The organism is Streptomyces sp. NPDC032745 (genome assembly GCF_055579465.1).
The window spans coordinates 764,400-782,632 of record NZ_JBVING010000001.1 but is presented as its reverse complement, the minus strand read 5'-3'; the positions used below and the strand labels follow the sequence as shown (position 1 = coordinate 782,632).

At 72.0% G+C, this 18,233-nt stretch carries 13 protein-coding genes; 4 read left to right on the top strand and 9 right to left on the bottom strand.

Going from position 1 to position 18,233, the window contains the following annotated elements; translation table 11 throughout:
- Window positions 1–8 precede the first annotated feature (8 nt).
- Window positions 9–1,565, top strand: coding sequence for an MFS transporter (locus ACZ5WG_RS03440; protein WP_468720263.1), 1,557 nt, complete (start codon window positions 9–11; stop codon window positions 1,563–1,565).
- Between the two features lie 114 nt (window positions 1,566–1,679).
- Here the strand turns inward: ACZ5WG_RS03440 and serA are convergent, their stop codons facing one another.
- The 6 genes from serA to ACZ5WG_RS03410 all read right to left on the bottom strand — a co-directional run bounded on the left by serA (window position 1,680) and on the right by ACZ5WG_RS03410 (window position 11,459).
- Complete coding sequence (gene serA, locus ACZ5WG_RS03435; RefSeq protein WP_468720262.1) at window positions 1,680–3,269, bottom strand: phosphoglycerate dehydrogenase; 1,590 nt, start codon at window positions 3,267–3,269, stop codon at window positions 1,680–1,682.
- A 276-nt stretch (window positions 3,270–3,545) separates the two neighbouring features.
- Complete coding sequence (gene ilvC, locus ACZ5WG_RS03430; protein WP_468720260.1) at window positions 3,546–4,547, bottom strand: ketol-acid reductoisomerase; 1,002 nt, start codon at window positions 4,545–4,547, stop codon at window positions 3,546–3,548.
- 109 nt (window positions 4,548–4,656) lie between these two features.
- On the bottom strand, window positions 4,657–5,181 hold the full coding sequence (ilvN, locus tag ACZ5WG_RS03425) for an acetolactate synthase small subunit (protein ID WP_054223586.1): 525 nt from the start codon (window positions 5,179–5,181) through the stop codon (window positions 4,657–4,659).
- Between the two features lie 32 nt (window positions 5,182–5,213).
- Entirely contained in the window at window positions 5,214–7,100 is a 1,887-nt protein-coding gene (locus ACZ5WG_RS03420; RefSeq protein WP_468720258.1) for an acetolactate synthase large subunit, read from the bottom strand.
- A 204-nt stretch (window positions 7,101–7,304) separates the two neighbouring features.
- Window positions 7,305–10,160: a putative bifunctional diguanylate cyclase/phosphodiesterase gene (locus ACZ5WG_RS03415; RefSeq protein WP_468720527.1), complete on the bottom strand. Its 2,856-nt coding sequence runs from the start codon at window positions 10,158–10,160 to the stop codon at window positions 7,305–7,307.
- Between the two features lie 351 nt (window positions 10,161–10,511).
- The gene (locus ACZ5WG_RS03410; RefSeq protein WP_468720257.1) at window positions 10,512–11,459 is read right to left on the bottom strand and encodes a 2-hydroxyacid dehydrogenase; all 948 of its coding nucleotides are present in this window, start codon (window positions 11,457–11,459) and stop codon (window positions 10,512–10,514) included.
- 79 nt (window positions 11,460–11,538) lie between these two features.
- On the opposite strand from ACZ5WG_RS03410, the gene ACZ5WG_RS03405 reads away from it, so the two are divergent.
- From ACZ5WG_RS03405 to ACZ5WG_RS03395, 3 genes are all read left to right on the top strand, one after another.
- On the top strand, window positions 11,539–12,546 hold the full coding sequence (locus ACZ5WG_RS03405; RefSeq protein WP_468720255.1) for an aldo/keto reductase: 1,008 nt from the start codon (window positions 11,539–11,541) through the stop codon (window positions 12,544–12,546).
- A 161-nt stretch (window positions 12,547–12,707) separates the two neighbouring features.
- A complete protein-coding gene (locus ACZ5WG_RS03400; RefSeq protein ID WP_468720254.1) occupies window positions 12,708–13,934 on the top strand; it encodes a PQQ-dependent sugar dehydrogenase in 1,227 nt (408 codons plus the stop codon).
- 50 nt (window positions 13,935–13,984) lie between these two features.
- Window positions 13,985–14,152, top strand: a complete 168-nt coding sequence (locus ACZ5WG_RS03395) for a DUF6191 domain-containing protein (protein ID WP_468720525.1) — start codon at window positions 13,985–13,987, stop codon at window positions 14,150–14,152.
- Here ACZ5WG_RS03395 and ACZ5WG_RS03390 read toward each other — a convergent pair.
- The 3 genes from ACZ5WG_RS03390 to ACZ5WG_RS03380 form a co-directional block, all read right to left on the bottom strand.
- Window positions 14,118–17,171 carry a helix-turn-helix transcriptional regulator gene (locus ACZ5WG_RS03390; protein ID WP_468720253.1) on the bottom strand — a complete coding sequence of 1,018 codons (3,054 nt, stop codon included), beginning with the start codon at window positions 17,169–17,171 and terminating at the stop codon, window positions 14,118–14,120. The two genes, ACZ5WG_RS03395 and ACZ5WG_RS03390, sit on opposite strands and share 35 nt — an antisense overlap.
- Before the next feature lie 80 nt (window positions 17,172–17,251).
- Window positions 17,252–17,419: a hypothetical protein gene (locus ACZ5WG_RS03385; RefSeq protein ID WP_168724336.1), complete on the bottom strand. Its 168-nt coding sequence runs from the start codon at window positions 17,417–17,419 to the stop codon at window positions 17,252–17,254.
- A gap of 190 nt (window positions 17,420–17,609) precedes the next feature.
- Window positions 17,610–18,203, bottom strand: a complete 594-nt coding sequence (locus ACZ5WG_RS03380; RefSeq protein WP_468720252.1) for a hypothetical protein — start codon at window positions 18,201–18,203, stop codon at window positions 17,610–17,612.
- Window positions 18,204–18,233 lie beyond the last annotated feature (30 nt).

The following is an 18,233-nucleotide window of genomic DNA, read 5'->3' as shown; positions in this document are numbered from 1 at the left end:
TGCTGCTCATGACGAACTCCGCAGCACGTCTCGCCGGCCGCCGGGAATGGACCGCCTTCACCGTTCTCCTGCTGCCCCTGCTCCTGGTCTCCATGGACGTCTCCGTCCTCTACTTCGCCATCCCGGCCATCACCCAGGAGCTCGACCCGAGCGCCACCCAGCAGCTCTGGATCTTCGACAGCTACGCCTTCGCCCTCGCCGGGCTGCTCATCACCATGGGTTCGCTCGGTGACCGGATCGGCCGCCGCAAGCTGCTGCTGATGGGGGCGACCGCCTTCGGGCTCGCCTCCGTCGGCGCCGCCTACGCCACCAGCGCCGGGATGCTGATCGCGGCCCGCGTCCTGCTCGGCATCGGCGGCGCGACCCTGATGCCCTCCACGCTGGCGCTCGTGCGCAACCTGTTCCAGGACGCCAGGCAGCGCGGCCAGGCCATCGCCATCTGGTCCGGGGCCATGACCGGCGGCATCGCCCTCGGCTCGGTGCTGAGCGGAGTGATGCTGAACCACTTCTGGTGGGGTTCGGTCTTCCTGATCAACGTGCCCGCGATGCTGCTCCTGCTGGTCCTCGTCCCGGTGCTGGTCCCCGAGTTCAAGGACCCGGCCCCCGGCCGCTTCGACCTGCTGAGCGTCCCGCTGTCGACGGCCGCCGTGCTCCCCGTCGTGTACGGCCTCAAGGAGATCGCCGCCGAGGGCGTCACACCGCTCTACGCGCTCTCCGTGGCCGTGGGCCTGGCCTTCGGGTTCGTCTTCGTCCGCCGCCAGCGCAGCCGTGACGACGCCATGGTCGCCCGGTCCCTCTTCCGGGGCCGCGGATTCGGCGCGGGGATCGCCCTCAACACCATCGCCGCCTTCGCCATGATGGGCTCGGCCTACTTCACCACCCAGTACCTGCAGTCGGTGCTCGGCATGGGCACGCTGGAAGCCGCCCTGTGGAGCCTCGCCCCCTCGCTCGTCATCGGCGCCGCCGCCCCGGTCAGCGCCGCCCTGGCCCAGAAGACCGACCGGGCGTACGTCATCGCCGGCGGCTTCGTCCTCGCCGCCGGCGGGTTCACCCTGATCAGCCTGGTCGGCAGCGACTCGCTGTGGCTGCTGCTGACCGGCGCCGGCGTGCTGGCCTCCGGTCTGGTCACCGTGATGTCCCTGGTCTCCGACATGGCCCTCGCCTCGGCCCCCGCCGAGAAGGCCGGCTCCGCCGCCTCCCTGCTGGAGACCGGGTCGGAGTTCGGCGGGGCGCTGGGCATGGCGGTCCTGGGCAGCCTCGGCACCGCCGTCTACCGCTCCGATCTGTCCGGTGCGGACCCTGCCGTCAACGCAGTGATGCCGTCAGGCACACGGGAGACCCTGGGCGGCGCCGTCGCCACCGCCCACCAGCTCGGCGGTGCGGCCGGCGAGCAGGTGCTGACCCTGGCCCGCGATGCCTTCGTCCACGGCATGCAGTACGCGGCCTGGGGCGGTGCGGCCCTGCTGCTCGCGGGCGGCGTCCTCGCGGTGGCCCTGACGCGGGGGCTCGGCGCCCCGGCCCCGGCCGGGCAGGCCGCCGAGCAGGCCGTGCCCCTCGCGGGCTGAGCCCCCGTACGGCCGGACGGCGAAGCGGCGGAACACGGCGAAGGGCCCGGGGAACTCCCCGGGCCCTTCGTCTGTTGCTGCACGGCTGCCGGCGGCTGCCGCCCGCTACGGGGTTCAGCCGAGGCTGACCGTACGCGCCGAGACGGCGCCGATCTCGGCGGCGATCTCCGCGAGGACGTTCACCGGGACCTCGGCGTCGACCGTGAGGACGCCGAGCGCCTCGCCGCCCTCCTCGGCGCGGGCGACCTGCATGCCCGCGATGTTCAGGCCGGCCTCGCCGAGGATGCGGCCGACGGTGCCGACCACGCCCGGGCGGTCGGTGTAGCGCAGCACGAGCATCTGGTCGGCGAGCGCCAGGTCCACGTCGTACTCGCCGATGCCGACGATCTTCTGCAGGTGCTTCGGGCCGGCGAGGGTGCCGGAGACCGAGACCTCCTGACCGTCCGACAGGGTGCCTCGCACGGTCACCACGTTGCGGTGGTCCGGGGACTCCGAGCTGGTGGTCAGGCGCACCTCGACACCGCGCTCCTGCGCGAACAGCGGGGCGTTGACGTAGGAGACCGTCTCGTCGACGACGTCCTCGAAGACACCCTTGAGGGCGGAGAGTTCCAGCACCTTGACGTCGTGCTGGGTGATCTCGCCGCAGACCTCCACGTCGAGGCGGACCGCGACCTCGCCCGCGAGGGCGGTGAAGATGCGGCCGAGCTTCTCGGCGAGCGGCAGGCCCGGACGGACGTCCTCGGCGATGACGCCGCCCTGGACGTTGACCGCGTCCGGTACGAGCTCGCCGGCGAGCGCGAGGCGCACCGAGTTGGCGACCGAGATGCCGGCCTTCTCCTGGGCCTCGTCCGTGGACGCGCCGAGGTGCGGGGTGCAGACGACCTGGTCGAGCTCGAAGAGCGGGGAGTCCGTGCAGGGCTCCTTCGCGTACACGTCGAGGCCGGCGCCGGCGACGCGGCCCTCCTTGATGGCCGAGTACAGCGCGGCCTCGTCCACGATCCCGCCGCGCGCGGCGTTGACGATGCGGACGGAGGGCTTCACCTTGTGCAGGGCCTCGTCCCCGATGAGACCGAGGGTCTCGGGGGTCTTGGGCAGGTGCACGGTGATGAAGTCGGCGACCTCGAGGAGCTCGTCCAGCGTCAGCATCTTGACGCCCATCTGGGCGGCGCGCGCGGGCTGTACGTAGGGGTCGTACGCGACGATCTTCATGCCGAAGGCCGACATGCGCTGGGCGACCAGGACGCCGATGCGGCCGAGGCCGACGACACCGAGTGTCTTCTCGCTGAGCTCGACGCCCGTGTACTTGTTCCGCTTCCACTCGCCGTTCTTCAGGGCGGTGTTGGCCTGCGGGATGTTGCGGGCCGAGGCGACGAGCAGGCCGCAGGCGAGCTCGGCGGCGGTCACGATGTTGGAGGTCGGGGCGTTCACGACCATCACGCCGGCCTTGGTGGCCGAGGAGACGTCGACGTTGTCGAGGCCGACACCGGCGCGGGCGATGACCTTCAGCTTCTTGGCGGCGGCGATGGCCTCCGCGTCGACCTTGGTCGCGGAGCGCACCAGGATGGCGTCGACGTCCACGATCGCGGGGAGCAGCTCCGCGCGGTCGGCTCCGTTGACGTGCCGGATCTCGAAGTCCGGGCCGAGCGCGTCCACCGTGGCGGGCGACAGCTCTTCGGCGATGAGTACGACAGGTTTCGAGCTCACGTGGGTCCTCACAAGTCCAGTGCGGACGGCCGTCCCGACGGCCGCAGGCGGTGGAGGGGGTAGCCGCGTGGAAGACGCACGACACTGTGGGCCTGACGCGTTGTGTTGAGCAGTGTAGTGGCGGATCCCGGCCGGAATTCCGCCTGTACGGAAGGATCACCCGTCCGGGGTTGGCCGGGGTGGACAAGCCGCGCCGGAGAAGGCCCGCATTCCGCCGAACCGGTGGTGCGCCGTGGGGCCGGGACGGTGCGCCGCCCCGGCCCCACGGCCGCGGGATCAGCTCTCGTCGCTGTCGACCCAGCTCATCAGCTTGCGCAGCTTCTTGCCGGTGGTTTCGAGCAGGTGTGCCTCGTCGGCCTTCTTGTACTCGTTGTACTTCGGCAGACCGGCCTTGTACTCGGCCATCCAGGTGTTGGCGAACTCGCCGCTCTGGATCTCGGCGAGGATCTGCTTCATCTCGGCCTTGGTGGCGTCCGTGATGATGCGGGGGCCGGTGATGTAGTCGCCCCACTCGGCGGTCTCGGAGACCGACCAGCGCATCTTCTCCAGGCCGCCCTCGTACATGAGGTCCACGATGAGCTTCAGCTCGTGCAGGCACTCGAAGTACGCGATCTCCGGCTGGTAGCCGGCCTCGGTCAGGGTCTCGAAACCGGCCTTGACCAGGGCGGAGGCGCCACCACAGAGGACGGCCTGCTCACCGAACAGGTCGGTCTCGGTCTCCTCGGTGAAGGTGGTCTTGATGACGCCGGCGCGGGTGCCGCCGATGCCGGCCGCGTACGAGAGCGCGAGGGCGAAGGCGTTGCCCGAGAAGTCCTGCTCGACGGCGGCGATGCAGGGCACGCCGCGGCCTTCCTCGTACTGGCGGCGCACCAGGTGGCCCGGGCCCTTCGGGGCGACGAGGGCGACGTCCACGTTGGCCGGGGGCTTGATGAAGCCGTAGCGGACGTTGAAGCCGTGACCGAAGAAGAGCGCGTCGCCCTCCTCGAGGTGCTCCTTGATGGACTCCTCGTAGATCTCGGCCTGCAGCGGGTCCGGGGTCAGGATCATGATGACGTTCGCCCAGGCCGCGGCCTCGGACACCGAGACGACCTTCAGGCCCTGCTCCTCGGCCTTGGCCTTGGACTTCGAGCCCTCCTTCAGGCCGACGACGACGTCGACGCCGGAGTCACGCAGCGACAGCGCGTGGGCGTGGCCCTGGCTGCCGTAGCCGATGACCGCGACCTTGCGGCCCTGGATGATGGACAGGTCGGCGTCGTTCTCGTAGAACAGCTCGGCCACTGGGATATCTCCTTGGTGCGCTGGTGTTGCTCCCACCGTACGGCGGGGAACGGGGAAGAAGTTTCCTGGTCTCGCGATGCGAGAGGCAACGCGACGTCAGGGGTGCTGCTCAGGCGCTGCGGTCGAGCGCGCGCAGGCTGCGGTCCGTGATGGACCGGCCGCCGCGCCCTATGGCGATCGTGCCGGACTGCACGAGCTCCTTGATGCCGAACGGCTCCAGCATCTTGAGCATCGCGCCGAGCTTGTCGGCACCGCCGGTGGCCTCGATGGTGACGGCCTCAGGGGAGACGTCGACCGTCTTGGCACGGAACAGCTGGACGATCTCGATGATCTGGGACCGGGTCTCGTTGTCGGCCCGGACCTTCACCAGAACGAGTTCGCGTTCGATGGCGTTGTGCGGCTCCAGCTCGACGATCTTGAGCACGTTGACCAGCTTGTTCAGCTGCTTGGTCACCTGCTCCAGCGGGAGGTCCTCGACGTTCACGACGATGGTGATGCGCGAGATGTCGGGGTGCTCGGTGACGCCGACCGCGAGGGAGTCGATGTTGAACCCGCGGCGGGAGAACAGCGCGGCGATCCGGGCGAGGATGCCGGGCGTGTTCTCGACCAGGACGGAGAGCGTGTGCTTGGACATGTGAGTCGTTCTCTCTCTCAGGCTCTCTCGGCTCAGTCGTCTTCGTTGTCGCCGAAGTCGGGACGGACGCCCCGGGCTGCCATGACCTCGTCGTTGGAGGTGCCGGCGGCGACCATCGGCCACACCATGGCGTCCTCGTGGACGATGAAGTCGATCACGACGGTACGGTCGTTGATCGCATTGGCCTCGGCGATGACCCTGTCCAGGTCGGCCGGGTCCTCGCAGCGCAGCGCCACGCAGCCCATGGCCTCGGACAGCTTGACGAAGTCCGGGACGCGGGTGCCCTTGCGGGGGGCGGTGGACTCGCCGAGCTGGGAGCCGACGGTGTCGTGGCCCGTCTCGTCCGCGTGCAGAACGGTGTTGGAGTACCGCTGGTTGTAGAACAGGGTCTGCCACTGGCGGACCATGCCCAGCGCACCGTTGTTGATGATCGCGACCTTGATCGGGATGTTGTTCAGCGCGCAGGTGACCAGTTCCTGATTGGTCATCTGGAAGCAGCCGTCACCGTCGATCGCCCAGACCGTGCGGTCCGGCATGCCGACCTTGGCGCCCATCGCGGCCGGGACCGCGTAGCCCATGGTTCCGGCGCCGCCGGAGTTCAGCCAGGTGCGGGGCTCCTCGTAGTTGACGAAGTGCGAGGCCCACATCTGGTGCTGGCCGACGCCGGCCGCGTAGATGGTGTGCTCGGGCGCGAGCTCGCCGATGCGCTGGATGACCTGCTGCGGCGAGAGCATGCCGTCCGCGGGGGTCTCGTAGCCCAGCGGGTAGGTCTCGCGCCAGCGGCTGAGGTCCTTCCACCAGGCGGAGTAGTCCCCGGCGTTGCCCTCGGTGTGCTCGGCCTGGACCGCCTGGATCAGGTCGGCGATGACCTCGCGGGCGTCACCGACGATCGGGACGTCGACCTCGCGGTTCTTGCCGATCTCGGCCGGGTCGATGTCCGCGTGGATGACCTTGGCGAACGGGGCGAAGCTGTCCAGCTTGCCGGTGACGCGGTCGTCGAAGCGGGTTCCGAGCGCGATCAGCAGGTCCGACTTCTGCAGGGCGGTGACGGCGGTGACCGCACCGTGCATGCCCGGCATGCCCACGTGCAGCGGGTGGCTGTCGGGGAAGGAGCCCAGCGCCATCAGCGTGGTGGTGACCGGCACGCCGGTCAGCTCGGCGAGGACCTTCAGTTCGGCGGTCGCGCCGGACTTCATGACGCCGCCGCCGACGTACAGGACCGGGCGCTTGGCCTGGCAGATGAGCTTGGCGGCCTCGCGGATCTGCTTGGCGTGCGGCTTGGTGACCGGCCGGTAGCCCGGGAGGTCCTGCGAGGGCGGCCACGTGAAGGTGGTCTTCGCCTGCAGGGCGTCCTTGGCGATGTCGACCAGGACCGGGCCGGGGCGCCCGGTGGAGGCGATGTGGAAGGCCTCGGCGATCGTCCTCGGGATGTCCTCGGCCTTGGTGACCAGGAAGTTGTGCTTGGTGATCGGCATCGTGATGCCGACGATGTCCGCCTCCTGGAAGGCGTCGGTGCCGATCGCCTTGGAGGAGACCTGGCCGGTGATCGCGACGAGCGGCACGGAGTCCATGTGCGCGTCGGCGATCGGGGTGACCAGGTTGGTGGCGCCCGGGCCGGAGGTGGCCATGCAGACGCCCACCTTGCCGGTGGCCTGCGCATAGCCGGTCGCAGCGTGGCCGGCGCCCTGCTCGTGACGGACCAGGATGTGGCGCACCTTGGTGCTGTCCATCATCGGGTCGTACGCCGGGAGGATGGCCCCGCCCGGGATTCCGAAGACGGTGTCGCACCCCACCTCTTCGAGAGAGCGGATGAGGGACTGCGCACCCGTGACGTGCTCAACTGCGGCGGGCTGGTGTCCGCCGGAACGGGGCCGCGGCTGCGGATGGTGGGCCCCGGTGGCCTGCTCGGTCATCGGCATTCTCTTCTCGAGGCTGAGGGTTTTACGCGGATTCGAAGGTGTGCCAGTGCAACAAAAAACCCCTCGTGCCAGGAGGCAAGCGAGGGGAGCGCGTCGGGTGTGCGGAGCGGGGACATGTTGGCCCCAGCTTCAGCCGACGCGCTTTCCAAGTACGAGAATTCGGGTGCGCATGGCACTGACCCTCCCTCCGGCGGGAGGGGGATGTCAAGCGGGTGGGACGGGCGTCTCATTATGTGAGCCTCTGCGGATGGCCATCGAGCCCCCGGACGAACCACCGGCCAAGGCGGGCTGGGCCGCCCCGCCCGGTACTGGGAACGTACCGCGCACAAGCGCGCGGCGCAGCCTGTACTCGTCGAGCGGGCCGGAAAAGGCCGCTCCCTGGCCGTGTGTGCAGCCCATTGCGCGCAGCGCCATGACCTGCTCGGGGAGGTCCACCCCGTCGGCCACCGACTGCATGCCCAAATCATTTGCAATGCGCAACAAACCAGCGGTGATCTTGTGGAGTCGGGCGGACTCGACCACGCCCTCGACCAGGCCTCTGTCCAGCTTCAGGATGTCCACGGGAAGCCGGCGCAGGGCGCTGATGGCCGCGTAGCCGCTGCCGAAGCCGTCCAGGGCGATCAGGACCCCGAGCCGGCGCAGGGCCGCCAGGCGCCGCTCCAGCTCGTCGAAGGGGACTCTGGGGTCGCTGTCGGCCAGTTCGATCACCAGGGCCCCGGACGGCAGCCCGTGGCGGTTCAGCAGGGCCTCCACGGAGCCGAGCGGCACGGCTCCCCCTGCTGCCGCCGGCCCCAGGTCCAGCAGCCGCTGCGCGCTCATCCGGACGGCCACCGGTACGTCGTGCCCGATCCGGTGCCGCTCGGCGGCCTGCCCCACGGCCTCCTCCAGCAGCCAGCGCCCCAGCTCGGCGGCCCGGGTGGGCGCGCCCCCGGGGAGCCCGCCGCGTCCGCCCTGGCCTGCCGCCGCGCCCTCGCTGTACTCGGCCACCCGGAGGAATTCCGCCGGGGTGAACAGGATCCCCTGGGCCGAGCGCCAGCGGGCCTGCGCCGCCACGACCGTGACCTCGCCGGTCGCCAGCGAGACCACGGGCTGGTGCAGCAGGGCGAACTCCCCGTCGTGCAGCGCGGTGCGCAGCCGCCCCGCGAGCTCCGCCTTCCGCACGACCTCGGCCTGCATCTGCGGCGCGTACAGCTCGACCCGGTCCTTGCCTCCCGCCTTGGCGCGGTACATCGCCAGATCCGCGTTGCGCATCAGGTCCGAAGGGGTGATGCCGGGGTCGGCGAAGGCCACGCCGATGCTGGCGGCGACCCGGACCTCGCTGCCGGCGATCCGGTACGGCTGGGACAGGGTGGTGCGCAGCCGGTCCGCGATCTCGTGCACCTGGTACTCGCGGGCGCTGCGGTCGCGGTTGCCGTCGCCCAGGATCAGCGCCGCGAACTCGTCGCCGCCGAGGCGGGCCGCGGTGTCCCCGGCGCGCACCGAGTCCTGGAGGCGGTGCGCGGCCTCGATGAGCAGCTCGTCGCCGGCCTGGTGGCCGATGGTGTCGTTGACCGCCTTGAACCCGTCGAGGTCGATGAAGAGCACGGCGGTGCTGTGGTCCCCCGCACGCCGGCCGGTCAGCGCCTGGCGGACCCGGCGGGTGAACAGGGCCCGGTTGGGCAGGTCGGTCAGCGGATCGTGCTCGGCGCTGTGCTGGAGCTGCGCCTGGAGGCGGACCCGCTCGGTGACGTCCCGGCTGTTGAGGATGAGGCCGCCCTGGTGGCGGTTGACGGTGGACTCCACGTTGAGCCAGTCGCCGCCGCCCGACTTGAAGCGGCATTCGATGCGGGTGGTCGGCTCCTCTGCAGGCGGTGCCGCGAGGAAGCGGCGTACCTCGTGGACCACCCGGCCCAGGTCGTGCGGGTGGATCAGGGTGGCGAGCTCGGTGCCGACGAGCTCCTCGGCCTCGCGCCCGTAGACCCCGGCCGCCGCGGGGCTGACGTAGCGCAGGGTCCCCGTGGGTGCGGCGATCATGATCACGTCGCTGGAGCCCTGGACCAGGGAGCGGAAGTGGTTCTCCTTCTGGGCCAGTTCCTGCGTCAGAGCGATGTTGTCGATGAGCATGATGCCCTGCCGGATGACGAGGGCGAGCACGACCGTGCAGCCGGTGAAGACGACCACCCGGTCGACCTTCCGGCCGTCCACCACGTTGTACAGGATGCCCAGGGTGCAGACGGCCGCCGCGAGGTACGGCGTGAGGGCGGGCAGCGAGCCGGTGATCGGGCGGCTGACGGGGCGCTCGGCGCGCGGCAGCCCCGGCGTCCCCGGGTCCGGGTGCATGCGCCGGGCGCCCCAGGGTGCGTACGCGAGCAGCAGCGAGCCGGCGAACCAGCCAGCGTCGAGCAGCTGCCCGGACTGGTATTCGGCGCTCAGCAGCGGCGAGGTGAAGAGGGCGTCGCTGAGCACGGTCAGGGCCAGGGCCGCGATGGCGGTGTTGACGGCCGAGCGGTTCGCCTCGGAGCGCCGGAAGTGCAGGACCAGCACCATGGAGACGAGCGCGATGTCCAGCAGCGGGTAGGCGAGGGAGAGCGCGGCGCGCGGGACGCTGCCGGGGGCCCCGGACTGGGCGGTGCGCGCCGCGTGCGCAAGGGCCAGGCTCCAGGACAGGGTGAGCAGGGACCCGCCGATGAGCCAGGAGTCGAGCCCGAGGCAGACCCAGCCGGCGCGGGTGACCGGGCGTTTGGCGAGGACGAGCAGGCCCACGATGGCGGGCGGCGCGAAGCAGAGGAACGCGAAGTCGGCGACCGAGGGCTTCGGGACGGCCTCGCCGAGGATCACCTCGTACCAGCCCCAGACGGCGTTGCCGCAGGCTCCCATGAGGGAGGAGAAGGCGAAGAGCAGCCAGGCCGGACGCTCGCGGCTGTCGATCGCCCGTGCGTAGGTGTAGCAGGAGACGGCGGCGAGCAGGGCGGCGGCGCTGAGCCCGAAGTCGCCCATGATCTCGGCGAGTTCCTCGGAGCCCCAGCCGAGGGCGGCGCCGACGGCGTAACCACCGCTGATCACGGCGAGGAGCAGCTGCATCGCCAGGCTCCTGCCACCGCCGCCCGGGACGGGCTGCCTGGTCAGCAGCGCCGCCCCCGGGGCACTCACCGGTCCCCCTCGCTGGCTGGTTCCGGCGCAGTCCAGTCCCGGCAGCGCCGCCTCCGGCGGCTGTGCCGCATCGGATCGTTCGTCCATTGGCCGTACATCGCCCGTCGCCCCCCAAAGTGTCCGATCACTCCCCAGCGCCAGACGAATGCGCTGCAGCCCCTTGTTCCGGACGATACACCACTTTCGTCACTCAGGGACATAGATGGTCTACTCTCCGTTACCACGCGGGGAGTTGTGGCCACTGTGCGCGTTCGGGCGGATGCGGAGCGTGCGCACAGCGCGTCACCCGGTGATCAGTACCGTGTTCTCGACGGGCTCCCCGGCGGCGAACCGGTGCAGCTGTCGGGCGACCAGGCGCTTGGCCCGTGGCTCGAACGCCGTACTGCTGCCGCCGACGTGAGGCGTGATCAGGACATTCGGAGCATGCCAGAGCGGATGGCCGACGGGCAGCGGTTCCGGGTCGGTGACGTCGAGTGCCGCGCGCAGCCTGCCCGACTCCAGTTCCGCCAGCAGCGCGGTGGTTTCGACGACGGGGCCGCGCGCCACGTTCACCAGCAGCGCGCCGTCCTTCATGCCGGCCAGGAAGGCGGCGTCGGCCAGGCCCCGCGTCGCGTCGGTCAGCGGCGTGGAGAGGATCACCACGTCGGCCTGCGGGAGGAGCCGGGGCAGCTCGGCGTGCGCGTGCACCGGCCCGCGCGTGGTGGTGCGCGCCGAGCGTGCGACGCGTGTGACCCGCGCGCACTCGAAGGGCGCGAGCCGGTCCTCGATGGCCGCGCCGATCGATCCGTACCCGACGATCAGTACGGATTTGTCGGCGAGGGCTTCGTAGAAGCCGCCGCGCCACTCCTCGCGGTCCTGGCCGCGCACCATGCCGGGGATGCCGCGCAGCGAGGCGAGGGTGAGGGTGAGCGCCAGCTCGGCGGTGCTCGCCTCGTGGACGCCGCGCGCGTTGCACAGCCGTACGCCGGGGTGCAGGAGGTCGAGGCCGCCCAGGACGTGGTCGATGCCCGCGGTCAGCGTCTGTACGACCTCGAGGTCCGGCATGACGGCCAGCGGGCGCAGGGTGACCTCGGCGGACTTCATGTACGGGGTGACGTAGAAGACGCAGGCGGCCGGATCGGCCGGGAAGGTGTCCTCACCGTCCCAGTGGCGGTAGCGGAAGGTGTCGGGGAGGCCCTCGATCTCCTCGGCGGGGAACGGGAGCCAGACGTCCGCTGTCTTTGCAGTCATGATCACGAGGCTATGCCAAGGCCAAGGGATCCTGATCAAGCCGTTAGTTTGTTTGCCGGACCGGGAGGGGGACGCACGGGTGGAGCGCAGGTCGATCGGGGCGGGGGCGCTGACGGTGGGCGCCGTCGGGCTCGGGTGCATGCCGATGAGCTGGGCGTACGCGCCCTCGCGGCGCCGCGGCGAGGAGTCGCTGGCCACGGTGCACACCGCGCTGGACCTGGGGGCGAACCTGCTGGACACCGCCGACCTGTACGGGCCGTTCACCAATGAGCTGCTGCTGGGGCGGGTGCTGCGGGAGCGGCGGCCGGAGGCGTTCGTGTCCGCCAAGGTGGGGCTGCGGGCGGGCGAGCAGCACGTGGTGGCGGACGGCCGGCCCGGTTACGTGCGGCGGGCCTGCGACGCCTCGCTGCGGCGGCTGCGGACGGACGTCATAGACCTCTACCAGCTGCACCGGGTCGATCCGGACGTCCCGGTGGAGGAGACCTGGGGGGCGATGGCGGAGCTGGTGGGTGCCGGGAAGGTGCGGGCGCTCGGGTTCTGCGCGCTGGGCGCGGGTGCCGGGCCGGGGGCGGGGCGGCGCGGGGACCGGGCGTACCGGGTGACCTTGGGGCACCTGGAGCGGGTCCAGCAGGTGTTCCCGGTGAGCGCGGTGCAGGCGGAGCTGTCGGTGTGGTCCCCCGAGGCAGCGCGGCAGCTGCTGCCGTGGTGTGCGGCGCGCGGGGTGGGGTTCCTGGCGGCGATGCCGCTGGGCAGCGGGTTCCTGACCGGGACGCTCAGGCCCGGCGAGGGCTTCGAGTGGGAGGACGTACGGGCGCGGCATCCTCGGTTCACGGCGGAGTCGATGGCGGCGAACCAGGTGCTGGTGGCGGGGCTGCGGCGGGTGGCCCGGCGGCACGGGCCGCAGGTGACGGCGGCGCAGGTGGCGCTGGCGTGGGTGCTGGCGCAGGGGCCGCAGGTGGTGCCGGTGCCGGGGGCCGACCGGGCGCACTGGGCGGCGGAGAACGCGGGGGCGGCGGAGGTCCGGCTGGCGGCCGGGGACCTGGCCGAGATCGCGGCGCTGCCGGCGGCGGTGGGAGCCTGGGACTGAGCGAGGGCCCGGGGCCGGGGCCGTGGCCGTGGCCGGTCCGGGCTCCCCCCGCCGCCGGCACAACCACTCGATCGGGTGTACGAGTGGTGGAACTTCGGGAACTGCCGCAGCTGTTGAGACAGGTGAAGGGCACGATCGCAGGACCGGAGGGGAGCAGGACGATGCGATACGGACAGGCGCACAAGCTGTACGAGGGCCCGCGGCCCCGGACCCGTGGAGTGCTGGCGGCATTCGCCCTGGCCGGATGCGGGGCTCTGCTGGCGGCGGGCTGCGCCCCGGCGGGCGCCCCCGGCAGCAAGGCGGGCACCTCACCACCCCGCGCGGCACCCACGCCCTCGGCGACCGGCCCGGCAGGGTCCGCGTCCGGCTCCTCGGAGGCCGCCCCGCCGCCGGCCAAGGGCTCCGTGTCGGTGGCGGGCGAGATCGCCAAGGACCTGGAGTCTCCGTGGGGGGTGGCCCCGCTGCCCGACGGGGACCTGCTGGTCGCCTCGCGGGACAAGGGGACGATCAGCAGGGTCGCAGCGGCCACGGGCAAGGTGACGCCGATCGGCAAGGTGCCCGGGGTGGCCCCGGGCGGGGAGGGCGGGCTGCTGGGACTCGCGCTGTCGCCCTCGTACGCCTCGGACCGCATGGTGTACGCGTACTTCACGACGGAGTCCGACAACCGCATCGCCCGGATGCGGTACGACGAGCAGAGGGACGCAGGCCAGCAACTGGGCGCGCCGGACACGGTGTTCCGGGGCATCCCCAAGGGCCTGGTCCACAACGGCGGCCGGATCGCCTTCGGCCCGGACAAGATGCTCTACGCGGGGACGGGCGAGACCGGCGACACCGGGCTCGCGCAGGACAAGAAGTCGCTGGGCGGCAAGATCCTGCGGATGACCCCGGACGGGCAGCCGGTGCACGGGAACCCGGAGGCCGACTCCGTCGTCTATTCCTACGGGCACCGCAATGTGCAGGGCCTGGCCTGGGACAAGGACAAACGGCTGTGGGCCGCCGAGTTCGGCCAGAACACCTGGGACGAGCTGAACCTGATCGAGCCCGGCGCGAACTACGGCTGGCCGGAGGCCGAGGGGAAGGCGGGCAAGCCCGGTCTGCGTGATCCGGTGGCCGTCTGGAAGACCGACGAGGCCTCGCCGAGCGGGATCGCCTGGGCGCAGGGCTCGGTGTGGATGGCCGGGCTGAAGGGCGAGCGGCTGTGGCGGATCCCGCTGGCCGGGGCCGCTCCGGTGGCCGAGCCGGAGGCCTTCCTGACGGGGAAGTACGGCCGGCTGCGCACGGTGATCGCCCTCGGCGGTGACAGATTGCTGCTGGTCACGAGCGAGACGGACGGCCGCGGATCGCCGGAGGCGGGCGACGACAGGATCCTGACACTGACGGTGCGGTAACCGACGGGTCCCCGGTGGGGGCGAAAGGCACGGTGGGCGCGGTGTTCAACATGATCGAGGAGCTGTTCAGCCCGGGGCGCAAGCACACGGATGAGGAGAAGAAGCGGCTGGAGCTGTCCCGGACCGACGTGAACGACGGCGATCCGGGACGCGGTCCGATAGACCTCGACTCCGGCAAGGTGCTCATACGCCCGGCTGAGCAGCCCCCGCAGGAGTGAGGGGCGCGAACAGCCGCAGCCGGTGGGCGAGGGCGGCCGCTTCGCCACGGCCGGCGACGCCCAGCTTGGCCAGGATGTTCGAGACGTGCACGCTGGCCGTCTTCGGGGAGATGAAGAGCTCCTCGGCGATCTGGCGGTTGCTGTTGCCCGCCGCGACCAGGCGCAGTACGTCCCGCTCGCGGCTGGTCAGGCCCAGGGCCTCGACGGGGTCGGTATCCGGAGCGGGCAGGGCCGCGGGTGTGTCGGCCTCGGTGAGCGGGAGCCGGGCGCGCTGGGCGAGCAGGGCCAGGTCCTCGCGGAGCCTGCGGGAGCCGAGCCGGTCCGCGGTGGCGTAGGCCTCGCGGAGCAGGACGGCGGCGGTTTCGCGGCAGCCGCCGGAGACCAGCAGGGCCTCGGCGAGCCGGTGGCGGGCGCGGGCCAGCAGGTACGGGCGCTCCAGCGGGCGGACGGCCTGCTCGACGGCGGCCCAGTCGGCGGCGGTGTCCCGGTCCTCGGCCCGCAGCAGCTCGGCGCGGAAGAACTCGGCGTGGGCGGCCCACACGGGCACCGGGGTGGCCAGCGCGCGGGCGGCGCCGCGGAGTACGTCCAGGGCGGCTTCGCGGCCGGCGTCGGCGACGGGGAGTCCCCGGGCGTCCGCCTCGGCGGAGCCGGCGGCGAGCAGCAGCGGCCAGGCGTAGCGGTGGTGGCCGAGCGGGAAGCCGTGGGCGACCGCATCCGCGATCTCCGCGCGGACGTCGGCTATCCGCCCCTCCCCCGCGGCCACGCCGACCGCGAGGCGGTAGAGCGGTATGCGGTGCTGGGGCTGGCTGTCGTGGGTGCCGAAGTGGGTGTGGGCGGCGGCGAGCCGGCCGGTCGCCTCGGTCATTTCGCCGCGCGCCAGGGCCAGGTAGGACAGCCGTGCGGAGGCGGAGCCACGCGGGGCCGCGCTCTGGCCGACGCTCAGGGCGCGCCGGGCGGCTTCGGCTGCCTCGTCCCAGCGGCCGAGGTTGTACAGGCTCTCCGCCATGTTCCCGCTGAGCCAGGCCTCGGTGTCCAGCAGCCGGGACTTCTTGACGAGTTCGACCCCTTGTTCGGCCAGTTCCACGGCTTCGCGGGACCGGCCCGTACTTTCCAGCTGAGAGGTGAGGTTGATATGTGCACGTCCCGCCAGCATGACGAACCCCAGCTCCGTGGCCCGCTCCCGGACCGCGTGCATCTCGGCGAGGCCGCGCTCGGCGTCGCCGGAGTCGGTGAGCAGGCAGCCCACCGTGATCCGGGCGTTGAGCTCGATCTCCTCGGCCCCGACCATGCGGGCGTAGTCGACGGCGCGTTCCGCGGCGTCGAGGTTGCCGGGGCCGGGGTTGTGGAGCATGCCCCAGCCCGCGGCCCGGACCAGGACCTCGGCGTGCACCTGGGACGGGGGCAGCCCCTTGACGAGCTCCTGGGCCCTGGCGAGCTCCTCCCAGCCGTCGCCGCGGCCGAGGCTGGCGACGAGCCGGGAGCGCTCGGTCCAGAACCAGGCGGCCCGCAGCGGGTCCTGGTCCTCCTCCAGCAGCCGCAGCGCCGTCTTGGTGATCTTCAGGGCGCGTTCGCGTTCGCCTCCGAAGCGGGCGGCGACGGTCGCCTCGGCCAGCAGGTCGAGCCGCTGCAGCGGGGTGGTGGCCGGGTCGCAGCCGCACGGAGGGTACACATCGGTGTAGTCCACCGGGCGCAGCGCCTCGCGGACCTCCTCCGGCGCGCTCTCCCACAGGTCCAACGCCCGCTCCAGCAGCCGCAGCTGTTCGGAGTAGGCGTGCCGGCGGCGGGCGGCGACCGAGGCGGCGAGGACGGCGGGCAGCGCCTTGGCGGCGTCGTTGGCGTGGTACCAGTAGCTGGCCAGCCGGATGACCCGCTCCTCGGCGCGGATCAGCGAGCCGTCGGCCTCCATGGCCTCGGCGTAGCGGCGGTTGACGCGGGCGCGCTCGCCGGGCAGCAGGTCGTCGCTGACGGCCTCGCGGACCAGCGAGTGGCGGAAGCGGTAGCCGTCCCCGTCGGTGGTGGCGAGGAGGATGTTGGCGCCGACGGCGGCGCGCAGGGCCTCGATCAGCTCGTCCTCCGTCAGCCCGGCGACGGCGCGCAGGAGCGGGTACTCCACGGTGGAGCCGCCCTCGGCGACGATGCGCACCACCCGCTGGGCGGCGTCCGGCAACACCTCGACGCGGACGAGCAGCAGGTCGCGCAGGGACTCGGTCAGTCCTGCGCGGCAGCCGCTCTCCTGGCAGGCGGCGAGTTCCTCGACGAAGAAGGCGTTGCCGTCGGAGCGGTCGAAGACGGAGTCCACGAAGGCTTCGTCGGGCTGCGCGGCGAGGATGCCGGCGAGCTGGCGGCGCACCTCGGCCCGGTTGAAGCGGGGCAGTTCGATGCGCTGGACGGTGCGGAGCCGGTCCAGTTCGGCGAGCAGCGGCCGCAGCGGGTGGCGGCGGTGGACGTCGTCGGCCCGGTAGGTGGCGACGACGACGAGCCGGCCACTGGCGAGGGTGCGGAAGAGGTAGGAGAGCAGGTGCCGGGTGGAGGTGTCCGCCCAGTGCAGGTCTTCCAGGACCAGGACGACGGTGCGGTCGGCGGCGAGCCGCTCCAGCATCCGGGCCGTCAGTTCGAAGAGCCGGGCGGTGCTCTCCTCGTCGTGCGGGCCGCGGGGGGTGTCGCCGAGTTCGGGAAGGATCCGGGCGAGTTCGTCCTCCTGGCCGGCGGCCGCGGCCGCCAACTCCCCCGGGAGCTGGCGGTGCAGGGTGCGCAGAGCCGTCGAGAACGGGGCGAAGGGAAGTCCCTCCGCCCCGATCTCCACACAGCCTCCGACGGCCACGACCGCACCGCGGCGGGCCGCTTCGCAGAGGAACTCCTCGGTGAGGCGGGTCTTTCCGACCCCGGCCTCGCCCCCGATGAGCATCGCCTGCGGCTCCTGGCCCGCGGCGCGCGCCAATGCGTCGGTGAGTACGGCCAGTTCGTCGGCTCGGCCGACGAACACCGGGCTGACAGATCTGGTCTCCACGTCGCCGAGCATCGCACAGGATCCCGGGCCGACGGCACTCGTTATCGGTGCGCTTCTCATCACGTGCCGGTCCACGCTTTTCGCGGCGCGGGCTACGCGGCGCGGGTGAAGCGGCTGCGCTGCCCGCTCACCGGCCCTTCGGGTTCCTGGCTGCGAGAGGAGGCGCGGCGCGCCTTCTTGGCCTCCTGGACGCGGCGGTACGCGTCCGCCTCGCGGATGAGGTCGGCGCGGCGGGCGGTGGCGATCTCGTACTCGAACATCTCGTACTCCCTGGTCTGCGTTTCTCGGCACCTCGTTCGGTGTGATCCAAGATTCGCGTCCCAGGGGGTGCCGGCACATCGGGCGCATGCCGCATCTGTGCGGGGCGGGGGTCCTTAGGCCGCGGCCGAAGGACCCCGGGGCGGACCGGGAGTGCCTAGGAGGGGGTCCTAGGCGGGCGAAACGGAGGTCCTAGGCGGCCTTCGGGAGGGGAGCCAGGATGTCGAAGTACATGAGGCCGAAGAGCAGTACGCCCAGGGCGCCGAGCGCGACGGCGGCCCAGGAGACGGCGCGGACCCAGGTCGGGAGGGTGCGGCCGGGGGCGCCGAAGGCGGGGCGGGCCAGCACGAAGACGGCGAGGAGGAGGGCGAGGGTGGACAGGACACCGTTGACGAGGGCGGTCATGTGCCAGGCGTCGCCGTACAGGGCCTGGATCTTCGCCTCGGTGGTGGCGGCGTTGACCGACTCGATCTGGCCCACGAGGGTCTGGCGCTCGGCTATGACGCGCGAGACCCAGCTGCCGCTCAGGGCGACGAGCCCGAGCCCGGCCGCGACGACGGCGGAGGCCGCGGCGCCGACGCCCTCGGACACCTTCTCGGTGTCGTCGAGCTCGTCGTGGAGCGCGTCCTCGAGCTCCTCGTCGGAGAAGGCGGGCTCGGTGGCCCCGGCGGTCTCCGCGGCGGGGGCGTCCTTGAGGTCGGCCTTGGCCTCGGCGGCCTCGGCGGCCTGGGGCTCGGCGGTGTCCGCCTCGGGAGCGGTCGGGTCGGCGGTCTTCGTGGTGTCCATGCGGGGCACCGTAGGCGGCTTGTCTGAGAG